The 16,751-nt window shown below is 39.9% G+C and carries 18 protein-coding genes; all 18 read right to left on the bottom strand.

The window, feature by feature from the left end; translation table 11 throughout:
* Positions 1-106 precede the first annotated feature (106 nt).
* Positions 107-865 (bottom strand): type I methionyl aminopeptidase, encoded by a 759-nt coding sequence (map, locus tag AABJ44_RS05090; protein WP_338370861.1) that lies wholly within the window; start codon positions 863-865, stop codon positions 107-109.
* A 161-nt stretch (positions 866-1,026) separates the two neighbouring features.
* A complete protein-coding gene (locus tag AABJ44_RS05085) occupies positions 1,027-1,779 on the bottom strand; it encodes a J domain-containing protein (protein ID WP_338370860.1) in 753 nt (250 codons plus the stop codon).
* 9 nt (positions 1,780-1,788) lie between these two features.
* Positions 1,789-2,286: a universal stress protein gene (locus AABJ44_RS05080; RefSeq protein ID WP_074645611.1), complete on the bottom strand. Its 498-nt coding sequence runs from the start codon at positions 2,284-2,286 to the stop codon at positions 1,789-1,791.
* 23 nt (positions 2,287-2,309) lie between these two features.
* A complete protein-coding gene (locus tag AABJ44_RS05075) occupies positions 2,310-2,933 on the bottom strand; it encodes a V-type ATP synthase subunit D (protein ID WP_338370859.1) in 624 nt (207 codons plus the stop codon).
* Positions 2,933-4,315, bottom strand: coding sequence for a V-type ATP synthase subunit B (locus AABJ44_RS05070; RefSeq protein ID WP_338370858.1), 1,383 nt, complete (start codon positions 4,313-4,315; stop codon positions 2,933-2,935). Before AABJ44_RS05070 ends, AABJ44_RS05075 begins: the two co-directional genes overlap by 1 nt.
* A gap of 13 nt (positions 4,316-4,328) precedes the next feature.
* Positions 4,329-6,086, bottom strand: coding sequence for a V-type ATP synthase subunit A (locus AABJ44_RS05065; RefSeq protein WP_338370857.1), 1,758 nt, complete (start codon positions 6,084-6,086; stop codon positions 4,329-4,331).
* Positions 6,083-6,703 (bottom strand): hypothetical protein, encoded by a 621-nt coding sequence (locus tag AABJ44_RS05060; RefSeq protein ID WP_338370856.1) that lies wholly within the window; start codon positions 6,701-6,703, stop codon positions 6,083-6,085. Before AABJ44_RS05060 ends, AABJ44_RS05065 begins: the two co-directional genes overlap by 4 nt.
* 1 nt (position 6,704) lies before the next feature.
* The gene (locus AABJ44_RS05055; RefSeq protein ID WP_074645619.1) at positions 6,705-7,037 is read right to left on the bottom strand and encodes a V-type ATP synthase subunit F; all 333 of its coding nucleotides are present in this window, start codon (positions 7,035-7,037) and stop codon (positions 6,705-6,707) included.
* 15 nt (positions 7,038-7,052) lie between these two features.
* Complete coding sequence (locus AABJ44_RS05050) at positions 7,053-7,361, bottom strand: ATP synthase subunit C (protein WP_074645621.1); 309 nt, start codon at positions 7,359-7,361, stop codon at positions 7,053-7,055.
* 15 nt (positions 7,362-7,376) lie between these two features.
* A complete protein-coding gene (locus tag AABJ44_RS05045) occupies positions 7,377-9,374 on the bottom strand; it encodes a V-type ATP synthase subunit I (protein ID WP_338370855.1) in 1,998 nt (665 codons plus the stop codon).
* Positions 9,367-10,410, bottom strand: a complete 1,044-nt coding sequence (locus AABJ44_RS05040; protein WP_338370854.1) for a V0D/AC39 family V-type ATPase subunit — start codon at positions 10,408-10,410, stop codon at positions 9,367-9,369. The genes AABJ44_RS05045 and AABJ44_RS05040 overlap by 8 nt, the downstream gene beginning before the upstream one ends.
* Positions 10,411-10,435: 25 nt before the next feature.
* Positions 10,436-10,750 (bottom strand): hypothetical protein, encoded by a 315-nt coding sequence (locus AABJ44_RS05035; protein WP_338370853.1) that lies wholly within the window; start codon positions 10,748-10,750, stop codon positions 10,436-10,438.
* A gap of 39 nt (positions 10,751-10,789) precedes the next feature.
* Positions 10,790-11,260 carry a PTS sugar transporter subunit IIA gene (locus AABJ44_RS05030; protein WP_074645629.1) on the bottom strand — a complete coding sequence of 157 codons (471 nt, stop codon included), beginning with the start codon at positions 11,258-11,260 and terminating at the stop codon, positions 10,790-10,792.
* Between the two features lie 10 nt (positions 11,261-11,270).
* The gene (gene secG, locus AABJ44_RS05025; protein WP_074645631.1) at positions 11,271-11,603 is read right to left on the bottom strand and encodes a preprotein translocase subunit SecG; all 333 of its coding nucleotides are present in this window, start codon (positions 11,601-11,603) and stop codon (positions 11,271-11,273) included.
* A 140-nt stretch (positions 11,604-11,743) separates the two neighbouring features.
* Positions 11,744-13,735, bottom strand: coding sequence for a hypothetical protein (locus AABJ44_RS05020; protein ID WP_338370851.1), 1,992 nt, complete (start codon positions 13,733-13,735; stop codon positions 11,744-11,746).
* A gap of 17 nt (positions 13,736-13,752) precedes the next feature.
* On the bottom strand, positions 13,753-14,205 hold the full coding sequence (locus tag AABJ44_RS05015) for a hypothetical protein (protein ID WP_338370850.1): 453 nt from the start codon (positions 14,203-14,205) through the stop codon (positions 13,753-13,755).
* Entirely contained in the window at positions 14,202-15,752 is a 1,551-nt protein-coding gene (locus tag AABJ44_RS05010; RefSeq protein ID WP_338370849.1) for a WD40 repeat domain-containing protein, read from the bottom strand. The genes AABJ44_RS05015 and AABJ44_RS05010 overlap by 4 nt, the downstream gene beginning before the upstream one ends.
* A 228-nt stretch (positions 15,753-15,980) precedes the next feature.
* Positions 15,981-16,730 (bottom strand): triose-phosphate isomerase, encoded by a 750-nt coding sequence (gene tpiA, locus AABJ44_RS05005; protein WP_022931260.1) that lies wholly within the window; start codon positions 16,728-16,730, stop codon positions 15,981-15,983.
* Between the last annotated feature and the right edge of the window lie 21 nt (positions 16,731-16,751).

Here is a 16,751-nt window from a genome sequence, read left to right as displayed (position 1 = left end):
TTTATCTCCTCAAAGTTTCAATTATCTTTAAAAGCGCTTACGTTAAATATAACGAAAATTTTGAGAAAAGGTAACATAAATGTTTTCTTATTTTTGACGGATTGTGTTAGTTCTTGTAATCCAGTGCAGTGAGAACTTCAGTGTGGTCTTCGAATACTGCAACTGTATGTTCTTCGTGACAGCTTACCTTTCCGTCTGCTGTATAAATTGTCCAGCCATCATCACCCTGTTCAACATCAGGAACTCCAAGGTTAATCATTGGTTCAATTGCAAGTACCATTCCCGGCTTAATTCTTGGATTAGCACCATGGAAAGGACAGTTAGGAACACTTGGATCTTCATGAACATCAAGCCCTACTCCATGACCACAGAAATCATAAACTACACCATAGCCGTTGCGGTCTGCAATTTCGTAAACTGCATTTGCAATGTCGCTGATGCGGTTACCAACTACACATGCTGCAATTCCTGCGCGAAGGCATTCTTCTGTAACCTGCTGAAGCTTTTTAACTTTAGGATTTACGTTTCCAATCAGAAGTGAGTGAGTTGTATCGCTGATGTAGCCGTCCATATCAATTCCAACATCAATACTTACAAGGTCACCGTCTTTAATGATGTGCTTCTTTGAAGGAACTCCGTGGATAACCTCATTATTTATACTGATACAGGTAGCGCCAGGAAAATCTTCACGCCACCAGGCAGGCTTTCCACCGTGTGAAAGCATATAATCTTTGAACAGGTCATCAACCTGTTTTGTAGACATTCCAGCTTTTACCATTGGAATGAGTTCATTGAACATGTCTGCTGTAATGTGACATACCTTACGGATGCCGGCGATTTGTTCTGGTGTTTTAAGTTGTATCATAAATATTATAATAACACTTTAAATAAATTATGGCTATACTTTTATGTTAGTTATATCTTACAAAAAAAAGAATCTCTCACAGAGAGCACGGAGGACACAGAGTAATTTATATAAAAAAAAATAAAACTCCGTGTGCTCTGTGATCTCTGTGAGAAATTCTATTATGATAATTTCTCAGATTCTCTTAAACAAATCTCCGCAGTACTAAAATCTCCAAGACGGCGGTATTCTTCGCTCATTTTTCGCAGGAAGAAAGCGTCATTCTTTGATCCTAAGTTCAAGTCTAAGGCGCGTTCGTAAACATCCAGTGCAAGCTCATCTGAAATTACACAATCAATGTTTCGTTTGAGGATGTTGAGTGTAAACTCAATTACTTCCGGGAAGAATATATAGAAATACTGGTAGGAATATTCCATCTGAATAATCTGTTCCAGAAGGATAATGGCATCGTAGTATTCACCACGGATTACAAGTTCTTCTGCAAGAATGTAGCCGTAATCCATAAAGTCTTCACGTGTAAACCATTTCTTAAGGGAAAAATCAGCATGATTCATCTGCATACGTTTGAACTCTGCTACAGCTTCATCTTCCTTCTGATGCATGAGAGTGTAAAAAATCAATTTAGCACGGCTTTCTTCATCTTCGCGGGCTTTGAGCCAGTCATAGTAATTAAAGGTATCTGCGTTTTTATAAGAACGTTTGATTTTAATAAAGAAAGATTCATCAAAAATTGAACGCTGGCGTACATCTGAAAGAACGCGGTAAGCCTGCACTACTTCGTTGAATTCATCACGATGTGTAGGATCACCAGAAAGGTCTGGATGCAGGAGTTTTACTTTTTCACGATAAGAGCGTTTAATTTCGGCAAGGGTTGCGTTGTGGCGTACACCTAGAATCTTGTAAAAATCTTTCATTACAATTTTTTAGAATATTTTGAAGATTTTTTCAATATCAGGCTTCTGAATAATCATTACAGGAACTTTTGAATGAGCAAGAACTTCATTCTGATCAGTTGAAAGTACATTTCTTTTTAAATTATGCTGATTTTCGTCTTTTTCGTTTCCACCAAGAATGATGAGGTCAGCTTCATATTCATCTGCCGCGCGCAAAATTTCCGTAAAAACTCCACCACTCCGCAGCTCCGTCTCACACTTTAATCCCTTAGAGCCGGCAAGCATCTGCGCATAAGCAAGATAACGTTCGCCATCTTCCTTAAGACGCTCTTCGTAATCATAGCGCTCATCAGAAACCAGGAACTTATTCATGGAAAGATACTTAACAGTAGCAGTGTCTACTACGTAAATAAATTTTATGGAAATATTGTAAGTACGGGCCATCATAATTGCGTACATCGATGAGTGAACCGATGAACGGTGGCCGTTTACAGCGACAATCATTTTTTTGAAAAAAGACTTTCCCATTGGCTTTATTTTACCACACCTTTTTAATTCTTACTATTTTTTTTCTTCAATGCCTTAAGAACAAAGACATTCTCGCGATCGCGCTCTTCAAGGGCACTTTCAATATAAGCCTTAGTCTCCCGCGCCTGCGGAATAATCATCTTATCAAGCGCATTTACACGGCGCTGAGTTTTACGAACCTCTTCAGCAAGTCGCCAGACTATCGTTCTTATCGACGCCATTTGCGTAAGCAGAAGCAGCAGTTCAAAAAAACTGTTGATTGTGGCATCCATATTTGCATCAGTACCGACAAAAGAATAGAACAATTCCTTTTCCGGCATAATAACATCGATAGTCGGAAATGACATACCACCGATATTTACACGCTTTTCCGTAAAATCAAAATCATAATGAACTGCATGAGAAATACGTTCAATCTGATCTGCACCGTCAATCATAAGCATGCGCTTAAAAGCCGGATAAGCCTTTGCAACCGCCTCATCAATATCCTTTTCCAGAAGCTTTACGCGTTCTACAAGATGCATAAGTTCGCGAACAAGGATTTCTCGTTTTTCTTCGAGCAGCTCATAGCCGTTGGTAGAAACCGCCAGCTGCTCTTTCATCATGAGAAGGTTTGATTTTGTTGGTGCAATGTTTAAGCGTGCCACTAGTCAGCGTCCTTCGGTAAATACTTATCAATAAACTCAGGCTTGATTCGGGTGAGTTCTTCGCGTGGAAGTTCACTCAAGATCTTCCAGCCGATATCCAGAGTCTGTTCGATTGTACGGTCTTCGTATTCACCCTGTGCAAAGAACTCTTCTTCAAGGCGTTTTCCAAAATGAAGGTATGCACGGTCGAGTTCGCTCAATTCCTCTTCACCAATAATGGCTGCAAGGTTACGGATAGACTTTACCTTTGAATATGAAGCAAAGAGCTGGCTTGAAACATTAGCATGATCTTCGCGTGTCATATCTGGGCCAATACCGTCTTTCATAAGACGGCTGAGGCTTGGAAGACCACTAACCGGAGGATAGATTCCTTCCTGGAAAAGTTCACGGCCAAGTACAATCTGACCTTCGGTAATGTATCCTGTAAGGTCTGGAATAGGATGAGAAATATCATCATTTGGCATTGTGAGGATTGGAATCTGTGTGATTGAACCTTCACTACCCTTTACACGGCCGGCGCGCTCGTAGAGTTCGGCAAGGTCTGAATAAAGATATCCAGGGTAACCCTTACGACCAGGAACTTCTCCACGGGTTGTAGAGATTTCACGAAGAGCCTCACAGTAGTTTGTCATATCTGTAAGTACAACAAGTACGTGCATTCCTTTTTCAAATGCAAGATATTCTGCAGCAGTAAGTGCACAGCGTGGAGTAATAATACGTTCAATAGAAGGAGCGTCGGCAAGGCTCTGGAACATAACTACGTTTGCGAGAACTCCGGACTCTTCAAAAGTATCTACGAAGAATTTTGCAACGTCATATTTAATACCCATGCCGGCAAAAACCATTACGAACTTTTCGTCTGAGTTACGAAGTTTTGCCTGACGAATAATCTGTGCAGCAAGTTTGTTATGAGGAAGACCGTTTCCAGAGAAGATTGGAAGTTTCTGTCCACGAACAAGAGAGTTCATTCCATCAATTGAAGAAATACCTGTCTGAATAAAGTCTCTTGGATAAATACGCGCATACGGATTCATTGGGTTTCCGTTTACATTGCGCTTTTCGCTGCTTATGATTTCCGGGTAGCCGTCGATCGGTTTTCCAAGTCCGTTGAAAACGCGGCCAAGAAGTCCCTCACCTACACGAAGTTCAAGTGGCTCGTCAAGGAACTCAAAAGTTGCTTCATCGAGGTCGAGACCAGTTGTACTTCCGAAGATCTGAACTACAACTGCTTCTTCAGAAATATCGACAACCTTTCCTGTACGCTTTTCACCGAGGCGGTCGCGTACACAAACGGTCTCATTATAAAAAACATTTTCGGTGCGTTTGAGGACAACGATTGGTCCGTCTACAGAAGTAACACCACGATATTCAATACCTTTCATTTCCGCACCTCCTCTAGCGATACATTCGCTCAACTTCACTCATCTGCGAATCAAGACGAGTTTTGATTTCGTTGATTTTGTCCATTTCTTCGTTTTTGTAAACCATTTTGATGCGGACAATTTCATCACAAACTGGAAGAGCTACAACCTGTGTAAGAGGAGCACCGGCTTTTATGCAGGCAGCAGCTCTCTTATAATATTCCATCATCAGTTCAAGAATCGCAATCTGCTTATCTGTTGAACAGTACTTATCAATATCATCAAAAGCATTCTGCTGAAGGAAGCCGTTCTTTATCATTTCTGCTACGCGCAAAACAAGGCGTTCTGCATCCGGCAGTGCATCTGGTCCAATAAGGCGGACAATCTGCTGAAGTCTGTTTTCATTTTTCAAAAGCTCAAGAGCTTCCTGACGCAGGCTTCCCCAGAGAGGATTATGAACTTCCCACCAGTCCTGAACTTCTGAAGCATATTCTGAGTATGAATCAATCCAGCCGATAGCAGGATAATGACGTGAGTTAGCAAGCTCGCGGTCCAAAGCCCAGAAACAACGGATAAAGCGTTTTGTATGCTGAGTAACAGGCTCAGAGAAGTCACCACCCGGAGGCGAAACCGCACCAATAACTGATACTGAACCTTCCTGTCCTTCAAGACTGATTACACGGCCGGCACGTTCATAGAACGAAGCAAGACGGGTTGGTAAGTAGGCTGGGAATCCTTCTTCGGCAGGCATTTCTTCCATACGACCTGAAAGTTCACGAAGAGCTTCGGCCCAGCGGGATGTTGAGTCTGCCATGATTGCAACGTGCATACCCATATCGCGGAAGTATTCTGCAAGGGTGATTCCCGAATAAAGAGAAACTTCACGCGCAGCAACCGGCATGTTCGAAGTATTTGCAATAAGGATTGTACGCTCCATGATAGAGCGTCCGGTTCTCGGGTCAATAAGTTCAGGGAACTCGGTAAGTACTTCTGTCATTTCGTTACCACGTTCACCACAACCAATATATACGATTAAGTCTGCATCACACCATTTTGCAACGGCGTGCTGAGTCATTGTTTTTCCAGTTCCAAAGCCGCCAGGGATAGCAGCTGTACCCCCCTTAGAAAGCGGGAAGAAAACGTCGATTACACGTTGACCTGTAATAAGAGGTTCTGTTACGCCCAGTTTCTGCGAATATGGACGAGGCTTACGAACCGGCCAGTACTGAGCAAGCTGAATCTCTTCATCAAGTTCAGTTACGGCAATTACGTCGTTTACTGTGTAGTCGCCTGTTCCCTTAAAAATCTTAAGTGAGCGGCCACGTACAGTTGGAGGTACCATAATTTTTTCTGTGATGGACTGAGTTTCTTTTACAGTTCCAAGCACCATACCAGGTTTTATAGGAGTTCCCTCACCTACACCGTCACAGGCATCAAAATGCCATACCTTAGTTTCGTCCAGAGGCTGAGTGCGTTCACCTGGCAGTAAGAATCCGCCGGAATGTTCATACATTGCCTGAAGAGGACGCTGAATACCATCATAAATATTTCCAACAACACCAGGTCCGAGGCGCAAAGAAAGAGGACGCTGTGTACACACAACCTTTTCACCGATGTGCATACCAGTATCTTCCTCGTAAACCTGAATTGTGGCATTTCCTTTATTCTGACGGATGATTTCACCAATCAGTTTTTTTTCACCAACATCAACTACGTCGTAAAGACCGCAGCCGTCGAGTCCTTCTGCATAAACGATAGGACCTGAAATGCGGGTAATTTTTCCTTCTATCATAAATCACCTCCAAACAAGGTGGTTGAAAGCTCTGCTCTGTTAGTATCAAGAAGCTTTTCAATTACTTCATTTATTGTAAGCCGGCGGCGGAAGTTTTTATCTTCTGATTCAAGAATCATTCCTTCTGGTTTTGAAAGGCCTAAATCTTCCTCAAGTACAAAAGCTCCGAACTTAGTTTCAGAGCAGGAAAGCAGTTTATCTCCAAGTTTTTTTGAAAGGAACTTCTTTGCGGCATCAGGCGAAAATCCATAAACATAAGCATTAACCTTATGTTCTGTTTTAAAATCAAAATTGCGTGAAGCCAGTTCAAGTCTTTTTTCTTCTGAAAGTCCTTCCAGATATTTATTGATATTCTGAATAATTGCATTCTGAATAAAAGAAACCTTAAAACGTTCTTTTTCAAGTGGAACAACAGCTTTTCTGTCTGTCTCAAAAGAATTAAGCTTATTATTGAAGAAAGCTTTTTTCTCGTCTGCTGCTTTCTGAATATCAGCTTCAACAGATGCTATAAGAGTTTCACAGTCGCGGTCGGCCTTCTGGAGCATACGCTCTGCTTTCTTGCGCGCATCCGCCTGAATCTCTTTATCCAAAATATCTGTAGATCGTAATTCCTGCATTCTAAACCTCAACACCCACGGCTTCTTTAATTGCATCAGAAAGGGTCTTTTTACCCTTGAGATGTCCGTTTAAGCCGGGCACTTCTACTATCAGAGGAAATTTTCCTGTTTTCTGCCAGGCGATTTCTTCGTCCTCAATCTGACTTGCGGCCTGTTCTGTTAATATTAGAACACGCGGAATTTCTCCAGACGGAACATTTACAATTCCCCCCTTTCCTGTAACACGATTAAACGCATCTAAAACTTCGGCACGGGTTTCGGCAGCAATTCCATCAATTCCAGTCAGTTTAAAGGCAAGGACAATTTCTCGCTCGCCAATAATATAAAATTTCACTTGCGCTTTTTCTGGTTATTTGAACAGAATAAGAACACCTACGAGCATTCCCCAAAGACAAATACCTTCTGCAAGACCAACGAATGGAAGAGCCTTTCCTGAAAGCTCTGGATTCTCGCTCATTGCACCCATTGCAGCAGCACCAATTTTACCTACAGCCATACCACCAGCAAGACAAGCAAGACCAACGGCAATTGCAGCTGCGAGATATTTGATAGCACCAGCGGCAGCAGCTCCACTTGCAGCAGCAGCTTCAGCTTCCTGAGCGAACATTGCAGCGCCCATTCCAAGAATTGTAAGGAAAGAAACGAATCTCTTTTTCATAAAAAAACTCCTATATTATTCGATTTCAAATTTGAAAGGTTTAAATTCTCTACCAGTCTCATGGAAGAACTTGCTGAAGAATTCGTAATACTGAAGACGTATTACCTGAATTGCAACAATCATTCCTTCAAGAACTATAATCAGTGCATTACCTGCAATCAAAACAATGATTCCGCCTATAGTTCCCTGTCCACCTACCATTTCGGTGAGAGTCAGAATTGTAAAGTTCAGAACCGCGTGAGAAAGAGCAAATGCGCCGACACGTACAAAACTTACTGTGTTTGAAAGATAGCCTGAAATTACTTCAATCAGCTCAACTGCACCTGAAATGATGTAAGTTCCAAAACCGTTTTCAAACAGAGGCTTTTCATGATTAGCTGCACGCTCAAAAGGTTCTGCAAAGGCAGCAAAGAAAAGCGAAACTAAAATTATGATGATATCGTAGGCAGCAACTGCATGCTTTGCAAGAACAATGCGAAGAACAAGTGCAATTACATACCAGAAGAATACTGCACCAGCAAGTCCGTTTTTACCAAGGAAGGCCTCTGCAAAACGCTTGCGGGAAATATTATTGATGATATTCAGTAAAAGTCCACAGGTATTGATTACAAAACCAATTGCAACAGCAACACCAAACACACCAAACATTACATAAATTGATTTAGGATCTGCTGAAGGCATGAGCTTTAAAATTGGAGCACGAGGAGTTCCAAACAGACCTGTTACCCACTCTGCAAAAGGTTCAAGAACAGTTTCAGTTCCGAAGAACTCGCCTGTCAAAAGTCCCATAATCGAACTTGAAATACCGATGGCCATAAAAATCGGAGCAAACTTATTCCAGCCTCCCACTTTAATAACATTCAAAGCCATCAGGATTCCGGCAATAAGGAAAACAAGGCCCTGACCACAGTCACCGAACATAATTCCAAAGAGGATTGTAAAGAACACTGCAACAAATGGAGTCGGGTCTATTGCTCCATAAATTGGAGAACCATAAGAGAAAATCATTCTCTCAAAACTCTTTACAAACTTTCCGTGCTGGAGCTTTACAGGAACCTGCTCCTTACCCGACATTACGCTAGGTACTTCAAAAGGTTCATAGGCTCGGATTGCTATACGGCCCTCGGTGAGTTCGTCGAGGCCTTTCATATAATTTTCAGTCTCGGCAGATGGAATCCAGCCGGTGATTCGGTATACGAGCTCGGTAGATTCAAGGCGTGATGTAATTGCTTCAATCTGAACTGCAATTGTAAAACAGCCGAGAAGATGCTCTAACTGAGCTTTATGAGTTTCTGCGAAATTTGCTTTTTCAGTAATCAGTTCTTCAAGAGCCTTATCTGCTTCAGCCTTCTTTTCTTCAAGGCCTTTAAGAGCAGACTCGGGCACTCCCTTAAAATCAGAAGGAACTTCCAGCTCTACAAAGTTATGATTCTTAAGCTCTGCATCCAGAGCAAAACGGCCCTTCTTAGAAGAAGCAACGAGAACATGAGAAGAATCATTCCCAAGTTTAATAACAACAGCAGAACCTTCAAGACGATCCTTCAAATCTTCATACTGATTTTCCGGAATACGACCAATTCTCAAAGACAAAAATGAAAGATGTTCAAGTTCAGAATAAGAAACCTTAAGATTTGAAAAAGCCTGTGCTTCTTTATAAGCATCGTTTACTTTATGAGCTTCATCTGTAGCTTCTGCGATTCTTGTTTTAAGGTCTGTAAAAGCAGCAATTAAATCTGCAGCCTTTTTACGGTCTTCATCACGAGGAGCGCTGCAATCTTTTATTCCCTTAAATTCTCCTTCATAACCAAGCTCTGTATATGCCTTAGTAAGGCTCTCATAAAACTGAGAATCAATATTCAAAGTTTCTTCGTTAGCAGATTCACCTGAAGAAGAATCTTTCAACTTTGTCTGAAACTGGAAATTTTCTTTTTTACCTATGTATTCGATTACAGATGAAATATCATTCTTAAGAACCATAAGCTCAAGAAGCTTCATCTCTGCTGTTCTAGCCATTCACTCCTCCTTGCGGCTGACCTGCATCGTAAAGACCGACTGCATCCATAGCCTCTTCGGGATTCACATTTAATCTTATACTTTCAACAGCTGTACGTATACAGCTTAATTCAAAATTCTTCATTTTATACCAGCCGATAATCGAGCATGGATCATTAGGGAACTGGTAAAAAAGCTTACTTGCTTTTCTGTTGATTTCCATGCGGTTACGGCGTTCAATCCAGATTGGATCTATCTGCCATACCTGTCCATCCACATGAGGATTTACAAGTGACGCATATTTCCAGTTACTCCAAGGTTCATATTCATCAAGCGGCCAGTCCAAGATTTTAAGGGCAGGAGCTGCGACCGGGTCTGAATGACCTGGCTTATCTGTAACATAAATCAGATTGCTGATAATATCTTCATTCTTCATATTGTAGAAAAGTCTTAAGCGTAATACCCAGACAATATTCTTAATGATGAATTCCTGACGATAAATATCCAGCAGTGCCTCGCTTGCCTCTCCTTTTTCACTCTGAGCAGAATCCCACAAATGCCGGCATACCTGAATATCAATTTTGAATTCAAGTTTCTGCTGTTCATGAATTGCCGGTATTTTATTATACCATGAAAAAACTGTTCCTTTTGTGATTTTTTTTATATCAGGCCATGCTTTACTATTCAAAGAAGAATATTTTCCTAAATCTATGAGCTTTGGACAATTCTGCTCACCTTTACAAAGAGAAGCACCTATTTCCTTAAGATTTTCACCTTCAAAAAGCAAAAGTTGATTTATAAGGACTGGTTCAGGCTTATCGTAGGCATCAATAAATTTAATATAACTTGTAATAAAATCAGAAAAAGCTTTCTCTTCAATCTGCTGAGAAAGCAAAACTTCTGGAACAAGCGGAGGCTGTGTTTTAAAAAGAAGTGTCCACAACTCTCCAAGGCTTTTAGCATTGAAAAGCTGATATGCACGTTTTGCAGTAAAAGATTTTCCTAAGATTCCGTTGGCTTTAGCAAAAACAAAGGCATCTGCACCACTCTTATCCATAACGGTACTCCCGAATCAGACCTGCTTATGAAAAAATAAGCTTGTCCAGCAGCGATGAAAAAGCCTCGGAATTTTGAGGTTTTGCAGCGAGAGACTCCTTATAAGTCTCTATATCTTTATTATATTTATCTTCGATTTGTTTATGATTATTCTGATATTCAGATTCAAGTTTTGAAGCCACTTCATCATAACGGGCTTTGTATTCTGAATTATATTTTGCGCGGGCTTGTGAGAGGCGTCTCTCTGCTTCCATTGCTGCGTCATTTATAAGCATCGACGCATTTTTTTCTACTTCAAGCAGATGATTGATGGCATCAATTTCAGTATTGTTTTCAGCCATATTACACGCCTCCTAAAACGGTAGTTGGACTTATTGAAACTACATTTCCATAGACTCTATAAGTTCATAAACTTCCTGCGAAGTTTTTGCCTGTAAAACATTTTTTACAAAATCTGGATTACTAACTAATTGAAGTATATCACGAAGCACATCCAGATGTGTTTGTGTATCTTTTTCTTCAAAAAGAATTTCAAAAATAACATTTACTACAGGATGTTCAGGATTAGTCTCTGGTTCAGGAGATTCAAATTCGATTCCCTGACGGCTGATTCCTATCGCAACCAGAGTGTCCCCCGCAGAACTGCATAATGCATGGGGAACCGCAACGTAAGGAAATACAGCAGTACTCATCTTCTCTTCCCTTGTAATAAGGGCATTCATTGCTTCCTTTCTGTTTAATTCAGGATGCTTAGCAACCAGAACTTCCAGAAGCTCTGCAAAAGATTCTTCTTTTTCTGAACTTTCCAGAGCAACCTTAATTGAAGAAGGAGTGATGAAACTGCTGAGCATTCAACGCCTCTTATTCAGCAGCTTCTGATTCAGTCCACCAATCGCTTGCTGCAGATTCAGAAGCAGTATCAGTAGCTTCAACTGATGTAGGAACGAGCTCCTTATCAAGCTTTGGCTTTTTGTTTACAAGAGCAAGGCCCAAAGAAAGAGCAAAGAACAAGAAAACCAATACGAAAGTTGTTTTGGTAAGAACACTTCCAGAATGTGAACCGAATGCAGCAGTTCCACGGCCGCCAAGAAGTCCCATTCCGTTTTCACCGTCGTCCTGAATTGAAACAAGCAAAACCAGCAAAAGACAAACGATTACAAAAAATACCAGAAGAACAACACCAATTGTACCCATAATTTATTTCTCCAAAAATTTTTAATCAAATAAAGTGTATTATATTTTAGTGAAAACCGTGGTGTTCGTCAATTGTTAAATTCCCGTTAAAAAAGAGAGGTTGCCGTAAGACAACCTCTTTTTCTTAACCTTTATAAGGATTATCTTTCAAGATTAAGGGTGAATGTAAGATTATAAGTCTTATTTTCTTTCTCTCCGGCAAGATGTGCTTCAACCATTACCGGATAGATTCCTGAATCAGAATTTGAAACATTCCATTCATACTTAACTTCTTCACCAGCTGCAAATTTGCATTTTCCTGAACTTACTTCAGTATTACCCTTTGGAGATTTGATAGTTACCTTTATCCAGTCGATTCTTGCAGTATCATCTGGATGCTGACTTACTGTATTATCAATAGCTGCAGTAATCTTAAATTTCTCATTTGATGAAACATTAACTTTTGTATTCTTAACATCTTCTGTTCCTGTTCCATAATAAGCAGAAGCTGTAATTTCAAAGTATTTATCATCAATTGTCTTTATAATTGTTGTTGATACATCAAAATCAGCAATAACATCAATTCCGGCAAAAGTGATTACATCATCATCTGCAATTGCACTACCGTTAGCTTTCTTCCATGCACTAAACGGATAATCATTTTTTACAAGTTTATTTGTCTCAGATGAGATAGGAAGCTTTGCTTTAAGAACTGTATCCAATTTCTTTGCAGTAACATTTGCATATGAATAAATATCATCATATACAATATAATCTTCTCCATCATAAGGTACAAAAGTTGTATTCTTTTTAAGTGACAATAAACCGCCGTTAAGGAAATAATCAATTACAAAACGGTTTATCTTCTTTGAATCTTCATTTGTAATAAATGTTGCACCAGTAGGAGCTGCAGTTTCACCAGTTGCTACAGTTTCTGCTCCATTACGAGGACAAGGATTTACACCCTCTTCATCTGTATCAAAGTCAGACAATCCTACAAAGTTTTGAGCCTGGATTGCAAAATCAAAAATCTTTTCGAATGGAAGCTTAACACTTGCAGTCTTAGAAGAAGCACGCAAAGATCCACCGGCATACATATCACTTTCATAGAAAACTTCGCGTTTATCTGTTGCAACAGCAGGATCAGCAGCTTCTACGCCAAGAACTTTATATGTATGACCTGTTGTATCAGTTTCATCATCATATTCTGTTACTGTAAGCACAAAGTTTTCTTCATTGCTTGAATTATCAGACCAGGTAAGAATTACTGTATATCCATCTTCATCTTCAGAACCTGTTTTCAAATATGCACGAAGTTTATCTGGTGATGCAGGTTTCTGGTTAATAATTTCACCACAGGTAATATCAGTTTTACTTGTCAATCGACCAGGTGCAACTACTACTGTATCTTCCCAGTAACCAACCTGTTTAGCATCTGCCTGCTTTGTTGCTACATCATCATAGAATCTGATCTGGAAAGAATAGCGGCCAGGCGCTACAGTTGAAGCTGTGAATGCAAAACTAAGAGCAGCAGTTGTATTAGTTTTTGTTTCAGCTACAGTATCATCAGACTTTGGATATTTTAATTCTCCAGTAGTTCGATCATAAAGGCCAGCTTTATATGACTTTGCAATTTTCTGTGCGTCACTATAAGTTCCTCCAAGGGATACACTACCAACTGTATCAACGCCATCTGTTTTCAATGTAAAACTTACAGAAGACTGTGCAGATCTTAACACAACATAACTTTTTCCCTGCAAAAGCAGTTTATTTTCTGCATCTCTTGCTTCCAAAGTAAGTTCCCATGAACCATATGGAATACTTGCTTTAAGAGTATCATCAAGTTCGATTCCTGAACCATTTGTACCAAGCTGAGCACCTGTTGTCTCAGATACGCCTTTTAAAACATAAGTTTTAATTGTTGTTGTATCACCCTCTAAAGTCACTGGACTAATAGTTCTTGAACCATTTTTCTTAATAGAAAATGAAGGAACCTCTTCTTTCCCAGTTTTTACACTAATACTCAAACGACATACATCATTTGAATAACCTTCGGCATCAACAGTTGCATTATTTGTGTTGAGGCCTGAACAACCTGCTAACAGCATTACAGCTGAAGCAGCCAGTAAGAAACATTTCATCAGTTTCTTCATTTTTTTCTCCTCCAATGTCAGTCCTTAGCTGACTTTTGTATTATTATGACAGATTTATCTATATACTCTGTAACATTACCTTTATCATCTGTAACTGTCACAGTAAGTACCAGGTCATTCTCTTCCCGAACCTTAAAAGGTCCTGGAGTTTCGTAATATAAGAATCTTTCTTCACTTAATGGCGGATCATACGGAGTACCATCATCTTTTATATAAACCCATGAATATGAGTCGCCCCCTTCAGGAGCTTCAAGACTTAAATACATACCTTCTGGAATCGTATATGCAGCCAGTAACATTTCTGCAGGATTAAAATCAGGATCTTTTACAGAATAAGCTTCAGCACTCATCTGCTCAGGAAGGAAATACTTTCGATTAAAACTATCAATCATATTGTCATAAGAGTTATTACAAGCTGCAAAATAAAACAGAGAACAGATTATCAGGAATATTTTCAAAGTTTTTTTCATTTTTTTGCTCCCCATTTAAATATACAGCCTGCGTATATTGAAGGACTTACTTTTCCGACAGTATCGTATTCACAGTTAATATCAAACACAAGACCTTTGATCTGCATTCCTGCCCCAATACTCATGAAAAATGCATAATATGGAGTATCCAATACAGATCCATTACTTGTAATCATAGCCAGAGCAGCAATTTTCATTCCTGCTTTGAAATTTGTAAGGATATAAACATCATTATCCCATGGAGAAAATACATATCCGACAGGAACATAAGCTCCAGCAGATAATAATTCAGGAGGATTTATCTGCTGCTCACCAATCTTATAACTTGCAGGAAAATCTTTTCCGGGAAAACCAACACTGCAAAACATTCCCCCGCCAATAAAGAAAGGAGCAATAGCATCAGAATATAAATACTCCCCTCTTAAATTCGCAGAAATCAAATACGGTTTATTCAGATAATTTGCACCAGCAGAAATTGAAAAACTCTGGAATCGATTTGCATAAACATTCCCAGTCCCAGTCATTGTTGAATCAGTTACAAGCATAGATGTATCATCCATGTATGGCTGAGGTTCTAATAAAGTCACTTTTCCATCTGCAAAACCTGCATACATTACATCAGTCCTTAGTGAAAATTCAAAACTTGTAAATTCTGAGTCAGAAGAAACAGATGTAACAGAAACAGGTCTTCTGGAAGAAATGCTGTAAACCATTACTTCATTCTTATCATTTCTGACTGCTATAAGGTCAGGATCTTTTAGAGGCTTAATTGCTGTAATCGGGCGGCCTGTTAAAATAGAATAAAGAGTATTACCAGAGAAATCTGAAATACGGAAGGTATTTCTTCCTTCAAGACTGACTATGTATACTGAATCTTCTGTAAAACAGACTGGGACCCGGGCTCGTGCATAAACACCAGTAATTCTGGTAATAAGAGAGCTGGTATAACTGTTCCAGATATAAGCGATTCCATCTGTTGAGACAGTTGCAAGATATTCACCGTTCCTGCTGAATTCAAGTCCGAAAACAGATGCTTTATGGGTTGTAATTGAATGAGAAATTGAGCCGGCAGTAACACGCAGACGGAAATGAACCTGAACTGTATTGTCATTAAATGCAGCCGCTACATAATCTGAATTGTTACTGAAAGAAACTGCTGTCAGGGATTTTTTACCGGTTTTATCTGCACAGTCAGCATAAAAATAAGGCTCGCCATCTTCACAATGCCACTGGCCGTCAGAATAATAGAACTTTCTTACTATATATTGGCCGTCTTTTGTCATTACGGCAAAGTATTTACTGTCGCCTTCTTCATAAAATGACATTTTTGAAACTTTTTCATCATATAACTCGCAAATCTGTGAATAATCTGACAAGTCATAAACAATTATACTGCTGTTGTCACTAACTGAAAGAAGGGAGCCTGAGGAATCCTCAGAAATCTGAACAATTCGCCCGTCACGAACTGGAAACTGTTGTGCAAAAATAGCCGGAAATTTAAAAAAAGAAAGAAAAATAAATGTAACTGCAAGATATATTTTCTTCATAACTCAATCCGACAAAAATTAAAAAGAATAATCTAAGTCAGAAATTTATCACGAAAATAAATGCTTGTAGTCAGTAACAACGCATAAAAAACGATGAATTTTTCACAAGACTATAATAGTAAATCCGTTAAAAAAAGAGCTGCACCAGCAGCTCTTTATAGGATTATCGAAAAAAAAGGATCAGAGGCAAACTGTGCTTGCCGACCTTTAGTATTTTTCGAAATATAATTAGAGTACGCAGATAGGTACGAAAGTTTCAGCCTTCAAGCTTGCACCACCGATAAGACCACCGTCGATATCTGGCTGTGCGAGGAGTTCTGGAGCGTTAGAAGCTTTCATAGATCCACCGTACTGGATGATTACTTCATCAGCAACCTTCTGGTTGTAGAGCTTTGCAATGTATCCGCGGATGAACTTGTGGATAGCCTGAGCGTCATCTGGAGTAGCTGTTTTACCAGTACCGATAGCCCAAACTGGTTCGTAAGCAATTGTTACGTTCTTCATCTGTTCTTCTGTTACGCCAGCAAGACCTGCAGAAAGCTGGAATGCACAAACCTGCTCTGCTTCACCAGCTTCGCGTTCGCTCAAAAGTTCACCAATACAAAGATCAACTTCGAGACCACTTGCGAGAGCCTTGCGAACCTTCTTGTTGATAAGTTCATCAGACTCACCGATTTCGTGGCGGCGCTCTGAGTGTCCGAGGATTACACACTGACATCCGATATCCTTGAGCATAGCGCAAGAAACTTCACCTGTGTGAGCTCCGTTATCTGTAGCAGCACAGTCCTGAGCTGCGAGAATGATGTTTGATCCCTTTACAACCTGAGCTACTGCATCAAGGTATACAAAAGGAACACCAATCATATATTTGTTTGTTTTACCCTTCAACTGTTCAACAAGGTCTTTTGCGAGAGCAACAGCCTCTGCCTTTGTTGTGTTCATCTTCCAGTTTCCAGCGATATAATGTGTACGTGCCATAAAAACTCCTTATAGACTTCT

Source organism: Treponema bryantii, from assembly GCF_036492245.1.
Classification (GTDB): domain Bacteria; phylum Spirochaetota; class Spirochaetia; order Treponematales; family Treponemataceae; genus Treponema_D; species Treponema_D bryantii_C.
Note: the sequence above shows the minus strand (reverse complement) of the source record. Positions and strands in the feature narration are given on the sequence as shown.

What these genes read in the sequence shown, in the direction of transcription:
- map (WP_338370861.1), bottom strand. Translation starts at nt 865, where the DNA reads ATGATACAACTTAAAACACCAGAACAAATCGCCGGCATCCGTAAGGTA.
- AABJ44_RS05080 (WP_074645611.1), bottom strand. Translation starts at nt 2,286, where the DNA reads ATGGGAAAGTCTTTTTTCAAAAAAATGATTGTCGCTGTAAACGGCCAC.
- tpiA (WP_022931260.1), bottom strand. Translation starts at nt 16,730, where the DNA reads ATGGCACGTACACATTATATCGCTGGAAACTGGAAGATGAACACAACA.
- AABJ44_RS05040 (WP_338370854.1), bottom strand. Translation starts at nt 10,410, where the DNA reads ATGGATAAGAGTGGTGCAGATGCCTTTGTTTTTGCTAAAGCCAACGGA.
- AABJ44_RS05085 (WP_338370860.1), bottom strand. Translation starts at nt 1,779, where the DNA reads ATGAAAGATTTTTACAAGATTCTAGGTGTACGCCACAACGCAACCCTT.
- AABJ44_RS05035 (WP_338370853.1), bottom strand. Translation starts at nt 10,750, where the DNA reads ATGGCTGAAAACAATACTGAAATTGATGCCATCAATCATCTGCTTGAA.
- AABJ44_RS05045 (WP_338370855.1), bottom strand. Translation starts at nt 9,374, where the DNA reads ATGGCTAGAACAGCAGAGATGAAGCTTCTTGAGCTTATGGTTCTTAAG.
- AABJ44_RS05065 (WP_338370857.1), bottom strand. Translation starts at nt 6,086, where the DNA reads ATGATAGAAGGAAAAATTACCCGCATTTCAGGTCCTATCGTTTATGCA.
- AABJ44_RS05015 (WP_338370850.1), bottom strand. Translation starts at nt 14,205, where the DNA reads ATGAAAAAAACTTTGAAAATATTCCTGATAATCTGTTCTCTGTTTTAT.
- AABJ44_RS05060 (WP_338370856.1), bottom strand. Translation starts at nt 6,703, where the DNA reads ATGCAGGAATTACGATCTACAGATATTTTGGATAAAGAGATTCAGGCG.
- AABJ44_RS05070 (WP_338370858.1), bottom strand. Translation starts at nt 4,315, where the DNA reads ATGAAAGGTATTGAATATCGTGGTGTTACTTCTGTAGACGGACCAATC.
- AABJ44_RS05010 (WP_338370849.1), bottom strand. Translation starts at nt 15,752, where the DNA reads ATGAAGAAAATATATCTTGCAGTTACATTTATTTTTCTTTCTTTTTTT.
- AABJ44_RS05020 (WP_338370851.1), bottom strand. Translation starts at nt 13,735, where the DNA reads ATGAAGAAACTGATGAAATGTTTCTTACTGGCTGCTTCAGCTGTAATG.
- AABJ44_RS05030 (WP_074645629.1), bottom strand. Translation starts at nt 11,260, where the DNA reads ATGCTCAGCAGTTTCATCACTCCTTCTTCAATTAAGGTTGCTCTGGAA.
- AABJ44_RS05050 (WP_074645621.1), bottom strand. Translation starts at nt 7,361, where the DNA reads ATGAAAAAGAGATTCGTTTCTTTCCTTACAATTCTTGGAATGGGCGCT.
- secG (WP_074645631.1), bottom strand. Translation starts at nt 11,603, where the DNA reads ATGGGTACAATTGGTGTTGTTCTTCTGGTATTTTTTGTAATCGTTTGT.